At 36.2% G+C, this 12,531-nt stretch carries 12 protein-coding genes; 11 read left to right on the forward strand and 1 reads right to left on the reverse strand.

Annotated features, from left to right (window positions below; genetic code table 11):
* The first annotated feature begins 72 nt into the window (after positions 1 to 72).
* From ACOI1D_RS00960 to ACOI1D_RS00975, 4 genes are all read left to right on the forward strand, one after another.
* On the forward strand, positions 73 to 603 hold the full coding sequence (locus ACOI1D_RS00960; protein WP_422498440.1) for a YceD family protein: 531 nt from the start codon (positions 73 to 75) through the stop codon (positions 601 to 603).
* Between the two features lie 53 nt (positions 604 to 656).
* The gene (gene rpmF / locus ACOI1D_RS00965) at positions 657 to 830 is read left to right on the forward strand and encodes a 50S ribosomal protein L32 (RefSeq protein ID WP_404452492.1); all 174 of its coding nucleotides are present in this window, start codon (positions 657 to 659) and stop codon (positions 828 to 830) included.
* Between the two features lie 476 nt (positions 831 to 1,306).
* Positions 1,307 to 2,068 carry an enoyl-CoA hydratase/isomerase family protein gene (locus ACOI1D_RS00970; protein ID WP_422498442.1) on the forward strand — a complete coding sequence of 254 codons (762 nt, stop codon included), beginning with the start codon at positions 1,307 to 1,309 and terminating at the stop codon, positions 2,066 to 2,068.
* A 91-nt stretch (positions 2,069 to 2,159) separates the two neighbouring features.
* Positions 2,160 to 2,645, forward strand: coding sequence for an RsfA family transcriptional regulator (locus ACOI1D_RS00975; protein WP_422498444.1), 486 nt, complete (start codon positions 2,160 to 2,162; stop codon positions 2,643 to 2,645).
* Positions 2,646 to 2,798: 153 nt separating this feature from the next.
* Here ACOI1D_RS00975 and ACOI1D_RS00980 read toward each other — a convergent pair whose 3' ends face one another.
* A complete protein-coding gene (locus ACOI1D_RS00980; RefSeq protein WP_422498446.1) occupies positions 2,799 to 3,278 on the reverse strand; it encodes an N-acetyltransferase in 480 nt (159 codons plus the stop codon).
* Positions 3,279 to 3,436: 158 nt separating this feature from the next.
* Here ACOI1D_RS00980 and ACOI1D_RS00985 point away from each other — a divergent pair, with 158 nt between their 5' ends.
* The 7 genes from ACOI1D_RS00985 to ACOI1D_RS01015 all read left to right on the forward strand — a co-directional run bounded on the left by ACOI1D_RS00985 (position 3,437) and on the right by ACOI1D_RS01015 (position 12,493).
* A complete protein-coding gene (locus ACOI1D_RS00985; RefSeq protein WP_422498448.1) occupies positions 3,437 to 4,315 on the forward strand; it encodes a 2-dehydropantoate 2-reductase in 879 nt (292 codons plus the stop codon).
* 195 nt (positions 4,316 to 4,510) lie between these two features.
* The gene (gene bshC, locus ACOI1D_RS00990; protein ID WP_422498449.1) at positions 4,511 to 6,136 is read left to right on the forward strand and encodes a bacillithiol biosynthesis cysteine-adding enzyme BshC; all 1,626 of its coding nucleotides are present in this window, start codon (positions 4,511 to 4,513) and stop codon (positions 6,134 to 6,136) included.
* 281 nt (positions 6,137 to 6,417) lie between these two features.
* Positions 6,418 to 6,849 (forward strand): division/cell wall cluster transcriptional repressor MraZ, encoded by a 432-nt coding sequence (gene mraZ, locus ACOI1D_RS00995; protein WP_422498451.1) that lies wholly within the window; start codon positions 6,418 to 6,420, stop codon positions 6,847 to 6,849.
* 27 nt (positions 6,850 to 6,876) lie between these two features.
* Positions 6,877 to 7,854: a 16S rRNA (cytosine(1402)-N(4))-methyltransferase RsmH gene (gene rsmH, locus ACOI1D_RS01000; RefSeq protein WP_422498453.1), complete on the forward strand. Its 978-nt coding sequence runs from the start codon at positions 6,877 to 6,879 to the stop codon at positions 7,852 to 7,854.
* Positions 7,854 to 8,225: a cell division protein FtsL gene (gene ftsL, locus ACOI1D_RS01005; protein WP_422498455.1), complete on the forward strand. Its 372-nt coding sequence runs from the start codon at positions 7,854 to 7,856 to the stop codon at positions 8,223 to 8,225. The genes rsmH and ftsL overlap by 1 nt, the downstream gene beginning before the upstream one ends.
* Positions 8,226 to 8,241: 16 nt before the next feature.
* Positions 8,242 to 10,470: a penicillin-binding transpeptidase domain-containing protein gene (locus tag ACOI1D_RS01010; RefSeq protein WP_422498456.1), complete on the forward strand. Its 2,229-nt coding sequence runs from the start codon at positions 8,242 to 8,244 to the stop codon at positions 10,468 to 10,470.
* 94 nt (positions 10,471 to 10,564) lie between these two features.
* On the forward strand, positions 10,565 to 12,493 hold the full coding sequence (locus ACOI1D_RS01015) for a stage V sporulation protein D (protein ID WP_422498458.1): 1,929 nt from the start codon (positions 10,565 to 10,567) through the stop codon (positions 12,491 to 12,493).
* The last annotated feature ends 38 nt before the right edge of the window (positions 12,494 to 12,531 follow it).

Genomic DNA, 12,531 nt, shown 5'->3' on the forward strand with positions numbered 1-12,531 from the left:
GTGTAAAGAAAATATGTTGACAAAAGTCTATTTTCCTTTTAAAATTACTCTTGTTGCCTAGAGGTGATAATTATGCAAATTGCTATTGGAAAGATTAAAAGAAGTTCATACAATGAACCCTTTCATTTCGAGGATAATGTTGATGTGTCAGAACTTGAGACATTAAACAATGATATACGTGAAATTGAACCCGTACATGTGAAAGGCAATTGTTATATTCAAGGAGATACTATTATTTCCTCTTTTAGGATAAAAGGTGAGATGATACTTCCGTGTGCAAGAACACTGGTAGATGTCCCGTTTCCCTTTATTATTCAAGCTGAGGAGACTTTTACTATATCTCCCTATTATGGTGATGAAGAAAGAGTTAATGAAATTCATCCTATTAATGGAGAAACACTTGACTTAACGCCGTATATAAAGGAAAATATTCTATTAGAGGTTCCTTTTCGTGTTTTTTCAGAGGATAAGGAAGCAACAGAAAATGCTCCTTTTAAGGGCAATGGTTGGGAATTTGTATCTCTTGAAGAAAAAAAACAAACCGTAGATCCTCGATTTAAGAAATTGGAGAACTTATTTAACGACAACGACAAAGACAAATAAGAATAGATTTTTTTTTCAAGTTTTGCTTTCGTCATTTGAAGGAGGTGTAAGTCATGGCAGTACCAAAAAGAAGAACGTCTAAAAAAGTAAAGAACCAACGTCGTACTCATAAAAAATTACACGTACCTGGCATGGTAGAATGTTCAAATTGTGGTGAATTAACTAAGTCTCACCATGTGTGTAAATCTTGTGGACATTATGGTGGAAAAGAAATTAAAGAAGCATAATTGATTAACAGGCTACTCGATGTAGTCTGTTTTTTTTATAAAAAGCTTTTTTCTAAAAATTGTTGTTGTGGACACAAAATCTATAGAATGCGACGTAGTAAAAATTTCTTTCGCCACCGTTTCGGCAGAATACTTCGCTTTCCATGGGCACGGCCTTAGTCTCCTCAGAAGCAAAGAACGCTTCTTCCGAGGTCTTCGGACGCGTGCTGTTCCCGTAGGAGTCTACGTATTCTGCCGGAACGACGTCACGAGGAGGCTGAAGCGTGCAACACAGAAAGCGAGTGTCTTTCCAAAGAGACGGTTGATATTTTTAGATAAAGGATGATATCTAGGCCATAACGGTTGATTCCTTGGAATGAGGACCTCCCGCGGAATGTGTATTTCCGTAGTTTTTACTACGTCGCAGTTTGTATCATCTGTGAAAATTAAAGAGCAACTTACGAAAAGAGTCTGTAAAAATAATTAGGGGGAACAATATGTTTAAAACGATACAGTTTGAAACGTTTTCAAAAGGTTATAGTGTTATTACATTAAATAGACCAGAAAAGAGAAATGCAGTTTCATTTGAAATGGTTGAAGAGCTTCGTGAAGCAATAAAGCAAGCTAGAGAAACGCAGATAAAGTTTTTGGTGTTCACCGGTTCTGGGGATAAAATGTTTTGTGCTGGAGGAGATTTGCAGGATTTACATGCAAACTTGACCCCACAGGATGCCTTTCACCACCTGTATGCTATGAAGGAAGTCCTATTTGATATTATATCTTTTCCAGTCCCGACGATTTGTATGTTAAATGGCGACGCGTTGGGTGGTGGTTGTGAACTTGCAACTGCGTGTGATTTCAGGATAGCTAAAGAAAGCACTAAATTTGGTTTTGTTCAAACGAGCATTGGTATAACTCCAGGTTGGGGAGGTGGAGTCATTCTTTACGAAAAAGTTCACCCATCTTTTGCTTATTCATGGTTGGTAGAGGCTGAAATACATGATGGATCTTTTTTACAGCAAATGGGATGGCTTCATAGAATTGTATCTATTGACATGTGGGATGACCGTGAGGATGTATTGTCTTCCTTTATTTCTAAGACATTACCTCAAATGGAGATACTGAGTAACCAATACAAACAAAAAGTCAGCGTACTTGGCTTATCTGCTTTGATGGATAATGAGGTGCGTAATTGTGCTAAATTATGGGATTCGAAAGAACATATTGAAGCGGTTAACCATATTTTAGCTAAAAACTGATTAGTAAAGAATCTAATGAAAATAGTCATCACTTAGTCTATCATCGCTACCTTTCGCATACATTTATAGCAAATAGTTAAGGAGTGGTGGTATGAATCGTACGCGACAGGATGCATGGTCGAGTGATGAAGATGTTATCTTAGCTGATACAGTTCTTCAGTATATAAGAGAAGGTAAGACACAACTAGAAGCGTTTAAAGATGTAGCTAAACAATTGTCAAGAACGTCAGCAGCTTGTGGATTTCGTTGGAATGCAACTATTCGGAAGAACTATCAGGACGTTGTTAACGTTGCAAAGGAAGAGCGCAAGAACAAAGCACATAAGGGCTCGACTGGCTTAAAAGGTAATATGCTAGAAGGTAACCAGGACACAATAGAGACAGCAATTCTATTACTGGAAAATATGAGGAATTCCTATTCAACTGAGCATAGTGTTCATAAGAAGGAACAGGAGGATGCTATAAGGAAATTAGAAGAAGAAAACAATCATCTTAGAACAGAACTACATCGATATGATGAAGCATGGAAAGAAATGGGTAACCTCTGGAGTTGGGTCAGATCCTCTGTGAAGAGCTAGTGGTGAGATAGATGCTTTGTATTCAAATATTTACCCAAAGAATATACAAAAGTGGCATGAATGATGTACTTCCATCAATCATGCCTTTTAGTAGTCTTTTAGTAAAAGAAGTAAATTACAGGATTATAGTTAAGTGATTTTTACTATAATGGATCAATCTTTTTTCTTTTCCTTTACTCCCTCAGGAAGCCAAATATATGGATTTTCGCCTAAATCTCGTTCCATATCATACTTTGCTTTTTGAAAGCCCATTTCTTCCCAGAAACCCTGTGAATTTATTCTTGGATTTGTCTTGATAGGTAGCTCATCCTGTTTAGCAAATTCTACTAAAGCTTTTCCATATCCTTTGCCTCGATAGTCTGGTAAAACTTCCAATTTCCAAAGTTCAAGATAATCGTGGGAAGGTTTAAAATATGCATCGTATTTAGCATTGACTTTGTATAAACTCATCCTGGCAACAAGATTATTTCCGAAATAAATACCATAGAATGGAGAGTCACTATCGTTTTCTACAATATTGCTTTCTAAGTCCTCAAGCATGGAAAGTTCTTGATTTCCGTATGCTTTAAAGTGTTTAAACTTTTCTAATGTTTTATAATTGATTAATAACTTTTCCACTTTAACATATTCCATAATTAATCTCCCTTTACAATAGAATTTCTCTTCATACTCTAATTATAGTATAAAAGGTAAAAGAATGAAATGAAATTGAAAAGGTAACCGATTTCGTTACAAGAGGGCATTTGTTTGCTACAATAAACAAATAAATGGATTTGGGAGGTTAGAGATAAATGAAAATTGGTATTATAGGTGGTGGATCGGTGGGGCTTTTGGTGGCCAGATACCTGTGTGAATATCATGATGTAACGGTTTATGTTAGGAATAAAGCACAAAAACAAAAACTTAATGATCATGGGTTATTTCTATCAAGTTGTACAACTCCCTGTAGAGTAAATGCACTATTGACATCAGAATTCGAGCAAGAAGATTGTGTTATTGTTTGTGTAAAACAACCGGAAATTAGTGCTGTTCTCCCGTTAATAACTCATCTAAATGAACAAACCCCGATCCTGTTTTTGCAAAATGGAATGAGTCATATAGAATTTATACAAAAAATCACACGACCAGTATATATTGGAATTGTTACGCATGGAGCGTTGCGTAAAAGCGATCATATTGTCATGCATACAGGAAAAGGTGTGATTAAGCTTGCAAATTTTAGTGGCAATGAAGAAGATTTGTTTGATTTGGTACAAAAGCTCAACAGTGAAGCTTTTCCATTCACAACCGAAACTAACTGGCACGAGATTCTAGCCAAAAAATTGGTTGTTAACGCGGTAATCAACCCCTTGACTGCTATTTTTGAGGTGCCTAATGGAGAAATAATACATAATACATATTTAATGCGGCTCGCGAAAGAATTGTGTCGCGAAGCATGCTTAGTTTTACAGCTAGATTTTATGGATCAGTGGAACACCGTGCAATCGGTAGCGGCTAATACGAAAGAAAACATAAGTTCTATGCTGCGAGATATAAAGACTAATCGAAAATCGGAAAATGATGCTATTTCAGGTTACCTAATCAAAAAATCAATTTCAGATATACCATACACTACATTTGTTTATAACAGTATAAAGGTATTAGAGATAAAAAAGGGAATTATTGAGTGAAAGTGTTGACCTTTGTTAGTTATGGTGCAATTTTTGTCCTTGTAATTTCTTTTAGTATTACTTATTTCACTACGTACTAAAGTGGAATACACGACTATTTATAAGCACTGTCAAACAGATTGCATGAAATATAATCAAAAATTATGTAGAATACAGAGAGCACAGTATGATTAACATTAAAGGAGCATGCAATTTATGCACGTTGATTCTATCAATTTACAAACAAAAAACAATTTAATCCAAGACTATAGAACTAAAAAAACATCTATCATGCAGTATTTTGATTATGACCCTTTTGAATCCGATGTTTTCAAAAAGCGTGCCCAGGATTTACAACATAAAAATGTTAATCGAGAACAATTGGCAGATGTATTACATATGATCAATACCGAATGGGATGCTCCTTCTAGTACAATAGAAAATATTAGGCGCTTTCGAGAGGGAAATACTTTGGTTGTTATCGGTGGTCAACAAGCTGGTTTATTGACCGGACCCATGTATACAATAAATAAAATAATATCTATCATTCAGCTTGCAAAACAGCAGGAAAAACAACTGAATACCCCGGTTATACCAGTCTTTTGGATAGCTGGCGAGGATCACGATTTTGATGAAATAAATCATATTTTCTTACAAGACAAGTCAAAGATGAATAAGTTTACATTATTACAGCGTGTTATTGAAAAGGAAGCTATATCAAATATTTCTATTCATAAGGAAAAAGCAAATGAATGGCTAAAAAGTCTTTTCCTGGAATTGGATGAAACACTACACACGAAGGAATTGTATGAAACATTAGCAACTTTTTTAAGCAAATCGGATACATACGTGGATTTCTTCGCACAGGTCGTTTTCTGGTTATTTGAAGAAGAAGGTCTCGTTTTAGTTGATTCCAATAATAGCCAGATAAGAGAATTAGAAAGCATCCACTTTACTGAACTTATATATAATCAAGCGAAGACAACAGGTGCAATTGAAAAATCTTTGAAAGAAGTTGAGGATCTTGGCTATTCACTTTCTGTAGAGGTTAATCGTAATGATGCAAATTTATTCTATCAAAACGGCAGTGAGCGAATTCTTTTAGTTCGTGATAACGATAATAATTGGGTTGGGAAAAATAGAGAAGTTAAATTTAGTACCGAAGAATTAGTATTTATTGCTGAAAACCAACCATATCTACTGAGTAATAATGTAATGACGCGACCACTTATGCAGGAGATGCTTTTTCCTTCTCTAGCATTTATCGGGGGACCGGGTGAAATTAGTTATTGGTCAGTTTTAAAGGGGGCTTTTCATGCGAATAATATGAAAATGCCACCAGTTATTCCGAGACTTTCATATACGTTTCTGGAACCAAATATAGAAAAATTGATATCAAAATATAATGTATCTGTTGAGAAAACGATAAATGTCGGTGTTACTGAAACGAAATGTAAATGGTTAGATGAGCAACAGAATCCACCCGTGAATCAATTGGCAAATAAACTTAAACAAACAATTGAGCAGGAACATCGACCAATTAGGGATTTGGCAAAATCAATCCGGGCTGATGTTGGGGGAGTAGCTGATAAAAACTTAGATTATTTAATGAGAGACATTGAATTTCTTGAAAAGCGGATTACAAAAACCCTTCAAGAGATATACGCCAGGGAATTGGATGAATTTAATCTATTACAAACTGCTTTGCATCCAAACGGGGGATTACAAGAAAGAATGTGGAATCCATTGCCGTTTATTAATCAATACAGCAAACGTTTTATTACCAACCTGGTTAATGAACCCTGTTCCTATGAAAATGAACATTATATCGTTTATTTATAATCAAGTTTTAATAAGACCCACTTTCCACCACATTTTTAAAAAGTGTTGATTTAAAAAGATTAAACAGAGTTAATATTCTTATGTTTTAAGATCTGCTAATTAAAGATCTTGAAATGTAGGAATATTTTTTTATGTAAAAAAAACCATAAAACAGCTATTTATAAGGATTATAGGGGACTTCATACTCATTTTTGATTTTGTTAATAAAAAGTTTAAAAATTAAGTGGTGAATAGTGGGGGAATGTGGTAACATGTTTATATGAAAGTGGGGGGAGAACCATATGTTCATGGGAGAATTTCAACATAACATTGACACTAAAGGAAGAATAATAGTGCCTGCCAAGTTCCGAGAAGATCTTGGGGATCGTTTTGTTGTTACTCGCGGATTAGACAAATGCTTATTCGCATATCCTATGAATGAATGGGAGATCCTTGAGGAAAAGCTAAAGAAACTCCCACTTACAAAGAAAGATGCTAGAGCTTTTACTCGATTCTTTTTTTCTGGAGCAATTGAGTGTGAGGTGGATAACCAGGGCAGAATAAATATTCCCCAGCCACTTCGTAATTATGCTGTCTTAAATAAAGAATGTGTTGTAATCGGTGTATCCAATCGAATAGAGTTTTGGGCTAATGAAAACTGGGAAGAATACTTTAATGATTCTGAGGAGTCATTTGCTGAGATAGCAGAAAATCTTATGGATTTTGATATATAATTTTTAAACTAAAAAGCGGGTGTATTGATGTTCAACCATTACAGTGTATTGAAGGAAGAAACAATTAGCGGGTTAAAGATAGACCCAAGTGGTACATATGTAGACTGCACAGTTGGTGGTGGTGGTCATTCTGAACAGATTGCAAGTAAGCTAAATAACAATGGGTTATTAGTCGCTTTTGATCAGGACGTTGAAGCGCTACATGCTGCAAAAGAAAAACTAGGTGATTATCAAGAAAGAATGCGTTTTATTCATACGAATTTTAGTAACTTAGAAACAGAACTAATTAAAAATGACATAAACCACATAGATGGATTTCTCTTTGACTTAGGTGTTTCATCACCGCAGCTTGACAGAGGGGAAAGAGGGTTCAGTTATCGACATGATGCATATCTCGATATGCGAATGAACCAGGATCAAACCCTTAATGCTCACGAAATCGTCAACACCTGGTCCTATCAAAGTCTGATAAAGATTTTTTATCAATATGGTGAAGAGAAGTTTTCTAAGCAAATTGCACGAAAGATAGAAGCATATCGTGAAAAAGAACCGATTAATACTACACACCAATTAGTAGAAATAATCAAGGATGCAATACCTGCTGCTGCTAGACGGACAGGTGGGCATCCCGCTAAGCGGATTTTTCAAGCATTACGCATTGCCGTAAACGATGAATTGGCAGTATTCAATGATGCATTACATCAGGCTGCTCGGATGGTAAGTGTTGGTGGAAGGATTGTAGTTATCACATTTCAATCGTTAGAGGACAGAATTTGTAAACAAGCCTTTAAGAGGTGGGGTACAACTAAACCGGTACCTAAGAACCTACCAATTATTCCTGAGACACATGAGGCGCCATTTAAAATCATTACAAGAAAGCCAATCATTGCAAATGAAAATGAACTAGAAGAGAACCGCAGATCAAGATCTGCAAAATTAAGGATAGTCGAAAAGGTTAAACCATGGGATTCAGAGTTTACCTATTTGGAAGGGTGGAAAAAATAATGAGTGCAAGTCATGCCCGTAGCTGGCAACAAACAGAAACTACCTCAATACCCCAAAAGGACAAGCAGGTTGTAATAAAAGTTAAAAAACAAAGCTGGATTTCTCAAGGTGAAAAAATTCTTTATTCTTTAGTAGGAACATGGTTGCTTGTTGCGGCGATCTACATGGTATCTTTTGCCTCAACAACAGATACAATGAACCGGGAATTACAGGCACTCCAAAATAATGTTCAACAGCAACATGTTCTAAATGAGAGTTTGCTTTTTGAAAAAAAAGAATTAAGCAGACCTGAAAGAATTATTAAAACTGCTAAAGAAAATGGATTGCAAATTCAAGATGCAGAGGTTAAGCAAGTTAGCGTATTAAATTAAGCAAGGTGGATTTGTGATGAAAAAAAATAAAACAACTCACTTAATGGCTGGTGTATTAATTTTTATATTTGTATCCATATTTTTAGTTTTAACAGGCAGGTTTATGTACATACAGGCTACTGGTGAAATTAATGGTATATCCTTGGAAGAATGGGCAGATAAAAAACGCACTTCTGCCTATACGCTTGATTCTGAAAGAGGGAAAATTTTAGATAGTAACGGAATGCCCCTTGCCTACGATCGACCAACATTTAAAATAAAAGCAATAGTAGATGAATCACACTCTAAAAATTTAGAGGAGCCACAGCATGTAAAAAATCCGGAAGAAACTGCGGATTTGCTGGCTCCTCTATTAGATATGAAGAAACAGGAGATACTTGACAGGATCAACTACGGAATTGATAATGATAAGTTTCAAGTCGAATTCGGAGCAAATGGAAAAGAACTTTCCCAGGAACTCAAAGAAAAAATTGAAAATCTTAATCTACCAGGTATCGAATTTACCAAGCAATCTATTCGTTATTACCCAAATGGTATGTTTGCCTCCCATATCATTGGTTTTGCTCAAAAAAAAGAAGGAGTAATAACTGGCATAGCAGGTATGGAAAGAGAAATGAATGACATTTTAAGTGGTAAAAACGGTCATATTTCCTATCAACGGGATAAATTTGGGGTAAAGTTACTTAACCCGAGTGAAGTGATTAAGCAACCACAGAATGGTGACAACGTATATCTAACAATCAATCAAAAAATACAAACTCTGTTAGAGGATACCCTAACACAAGTTAATAAGGAATATAGTCCAAAACGAATAACTGCAATAGTGATGAATCCTGAGACTGGTCAAATTGTTGCAATGGGTAACCGACCAAGCTATAACCCAAATAATCCATCAAATGTTGAGAACTGGTACAATGATGCCGTATCTACACCTTTTGAACCTGGATCAACAATGAAGATGTTCACTTGGGCCGCCGCGATAGATTCAGATAACTATAATGGCAACGCCTCCTTTTCATCTGGAAGTTATAGAGCTCAGCCGAACATTAAAAAAGTCGTGGATCATAATAGAAAAGGATGGGGAACAATCAGTTACGACGAAGGCTTCAGAAGATCTTCCAACGTAGCAGCTGCAAAATTACTTTGGGAAGTAATGGGTCCTGACGTTTACCTGGACTATTTCAAGTCATTTGATTTTGACCAGGAAACAGGTATTGACCTACCAAACGAAGTATCCGGAAAACTGGTATATAATTACCCAATTGAAAAAATTACTACTTCATTTGGTCAGGGAACTACTGTTACTCCTATCCAACAAATGAAGGCTGCAACCGCCATAGCAAATGACGGAAAGATGGTAAAACCTTATGTTATTAAAAAGATAGAGGATTCCAATACAGGTGATATATTAAAAGAGAAAACTTCAGAAGTCGTTGGTGAACCAATATCAAAAGAAACAGCTAAACAAGTAAGAGATTTGCTTGGAACCGTGGTAAACAGTGAAGGTGGAACTGGCTATAATTACAAACTTGATGACTACACTGTTGCAGGGAAAACAGGTACAGCTGAAATTCCTAATCCAGAAGGTCGTGGATATCTCTCAGGAAATGGGCAGTATATTTATTCATTTTTGGGTATGGCCCCTAAAGATGATCCCAAGTTGATGATGTATGTATCTGTTAAGCAACCAAAGCTAGATAACGAAGCTGGTTCTGTTCCGGTGTCATTTATCTTTAAGAACGTTATGAAGAATGGACTTCACTACTTAAATATTGAACCTGATAAGGATTATAAGGACAGTGCAACTACAGTAAAGATTCCACAATTAGTTGGACAGGATTCAAAAAAATTAAAAGACCTGTTATCAAAACTAGGTCTGACGCATACAATAATTATTGGTGATGGTAATAAAATTGTAGATGCCAGTGTAGAAAATGGCGAAGAAGTGTTATCCAATAGCCATATCCTGCTAATTACAAACAAACCTACTATGCCTGATATAACAGGATGGTCTATGCGGGAAGCGTATAAATTAGCAGACTTACTTGGGTTGAAGATTGAAACGGTAGGGAACGGTTATGTAGTTAAACAAAGTATTAAAAAGGGAATTGTTGTTAAGAAAAATGATAACTTAAGAGTTGAGCTTAAGATACCTGAAATTAAAAAAAATGTTAAGGAAGCCAAAAAGGAAAGTATAAAGGAAGAACAAAAAGAAGAAACAGAAAATGGGGCTTCCCAAGAGTAAATTTCAACAAATTTATGTAGTACAGACAGTGTTCTATTTTGTTTTTGTCAATCATATAGTTGATACAAGCCTACCTATGAAAAGGGGATGGAGTATGAAGCGTGTATCAACTGTAACAGTGAGAAAACGAATAGTCACTGTCTTTTTAATTGGCCTGTTAGTGTTTGTAGCGATTAATTTTCGTTTAGGTTATGTGCAATTTTTTCTCTCACATGAACTAATTGACAAAGCTAATGAATCCTGGAGTCGTGATATTGTATTTGAAGCGGAACGGGGGAAAATTTTAGATATTAACGGCAAGGTACTTACTAAAAATGTATCTGCTCCTTCTGTTATCGTTGTTCCAAGTCAGATTAAAGATCCAGAAGATACTGCTGGAAAATTAGCAAATGTTCTCGATATTTCTAAAGAAAAAGCTCTTGAATATGTAACGGAGAGAAGCAGCAAGGTTAGTATTCGTCCTCAAGGGATTAAGCTATCTAAAAAACAAGCGAAAGCCTTGCAAACATATAATATAGATGGTGTTTACCTGGCGAAAGATTCCAAAAGGTATTATCCACATGATGATTATCTTTCACATGTATTAGGGTTTACTGGAATAGATAACCAAGGATTAATGGGACTTGAGCTTTATTACGATGAGTATTTAAGTGGTACCCCGGGAAGTCTTTCGTATTTTTCGACCGCAAAAGGGAAACGTTTGGATGAACCTGCCGACGTATATAAACCACCTGTGGATGGATTAACGTTGAAGACTACTATAAATTCTAAGGTTCAAACGATAATAGAACGTGAACTGGATTTGGCTGTTGCAAAATATTCACCTGATGGCATATCAGCTATAGCTGTTAACCCTGATACGGGTGGATTAATTGCTATGGCATCGAGGCCCAATTTTATGCCAGGAAACTACAAAGAATTTGACCCTACTATTTACAGTAGGAATTTACCTATATGGAGTACGTACGAACCAGGTTCTACGTTTAAAATTATTACATTAGCAGCAGCTTTAGAGGAAGATATCGTTGACTTAACAGAGGATATATTTACTGACGACGGAGATATATCAGTAGGTGGTACTGAACTCCATTGTTGGAAATCAGGTGGACATGGGAAACAAACGTATTTAGAAGTTGTTCAAAACTCCTGTAACCCGGGGTTTGTAAACCTTGGAATGGAGCTTGGAAAAGAAAGATTATTTTCCTACATTCGTGAATTTGGATTTGGCAAAGAAACTGGTATTGATCTACAGGGAGAAAGCAGTGGAATACTATTTAAGCCGAAGCAAGTAGGCCCTGTTGAACTTGCAACTACTTCATTTGGCCAAGGTGTTTCTGTAACTCCGCTTCAGCAGGTTATGGCTGTTGCGGCTGCTATAAATGGTGGAGAATTAATGGAACCTCATATTGCTAAAGAATGGATTGATCCTGTAACCAAAGAAGTAGTAGAAACCATTGAACCGACTATAGTGGATAGTATAATCTCAGATGATACTTCAAAAACCGTCCGTAATGCTCTAGAAAGCGTTGTTGCAAAAGGAACTGGCCGTCCTGCTTTTGTTGAAGGCTATCGCGTTGGAGGTAAAACAGGTACTGCTCAAAAAGTAGGTCCTGATGGCAGATATATGCAAAACAACTATGTACTCTCATTCATTGGTTTCGCACCAGCTGATGATCCCGAAATTGTTGTTTATGTGGCAATTGACAATCCTAAGAACACGGTTCAATTTGGTGGGGTAGTTGTTGCCCCTATTGTAGGAACTATTATCGAGGATAGTCTAAGTGCAATGGGGGTTAAAAAACGGACTGACGGTTTGTCTAAGGAATACCTGTGGCCAGCCCAACCAAAGGTAACTGTACCTGAACTAATTGGTCTTAAGAAAGGTGAGCTAGTAGAGTTCCAAACAAACCTATCAATTAAAACAAGTGGTTCAGGCAACTATATTGTTGACCAGGAGCCAAGTGCTGGAACAAAGGTAGAGCAAGGTTCAAACGTCAGGATATATTTGTCAGATGAAAAGTAATCGTGATGTAGGTGAAATACTGTTATAATGCTCCTATA

The organism is Virgibacillus sp. DJP39 (assembly GCF_049310925.1).
GTDB lineage: Bacteria > Bacillota > Bacilli > Bacillales > Amphibacillaceae > Virgibacillus_F.

Bases quoted from the DNA above. Each gene is read 5' to 3' on its own strand.
- ACOI1D_RS00960 (WP_422498440.1), top strand. From the start codon at position 73: ATGCAAATTGCTATTGGAAAGATTAAAAGAAGTTCATACAATGAACCC.
- rpmF (WP_404452492.1), top strand. From the start codon at position 657: ATGGCAGTACCAAAAAGAAGAACGTCTAAAAAAGTAAAGAACCAACGT.
- ACOI1D_RS00970 (WP_422498442.1), top strand. From the start codon at position 1,307: ATGTTTAAAACGATACAGTTTGAAACGTTTTCAAAAGGTTATAGTGTT.
- ACOI1D_RS00975 (WP_422498444.1), top strand. From the start codon at position 2,160: ATGAATCGTACGCGACAGGATGCATGGTCGAGTGATGAAGATGTTATC.
- ACOI1D_RS00980 (WP_422498446.1), bottom strand. From the start codon at position 3,278: ATGGAATATGTTAAAGTGGAAAAGTTATTAATCAATTATAAAACATTA.
- ACOI1D_RS00985 (WP_422498448.1), top strand. From the start codon at position 3,437: ATGAAAATTGGTATTATAGGTGGTGGATCGGTGGGGCTTTTGGTGGCC.
- bshC (WP_422498449.1), top strand. From the start codon at position 4,511: ATGCACGTTGATTCTATCAATTTACAAACAAAAAACAATTTAATCCAA.
- mraZ (WP_422498451.1), top strand. From the start codon at position 6,418: ATGTTCATGGGAGAATTTCAACATAACATTGACACTAAAGGAAGAATA.
- rsmH (WP_422498453.1), top strand. From the start codon at position 6,877: ATGTTCAACCATTACAGTGTATTGAAGGAAGAAACAATTAGCGGGTTA.
- ftsL (WP_422498455.1), top strand. From the start codon at position 7,854: ATGAGTGCAAGTCATGCCCGTAGCTGGCAACAAACAGAAACTACCTCA.
- ACOI1D_RS01010 (WP_422498456.1), top strand. From the start codon at position 8,242: ATGAAAAAAAATAAAACAACTCACTTAATGGCTGGTGTATTAATTTTT.
- ACOI1D_RS01015 (WP_422498458.1), top strand. From the start codon at position 10,565: ATGAAGCGTGTATCAACTGTAACAGTGAGAAAACGAATAGTCACTGTC.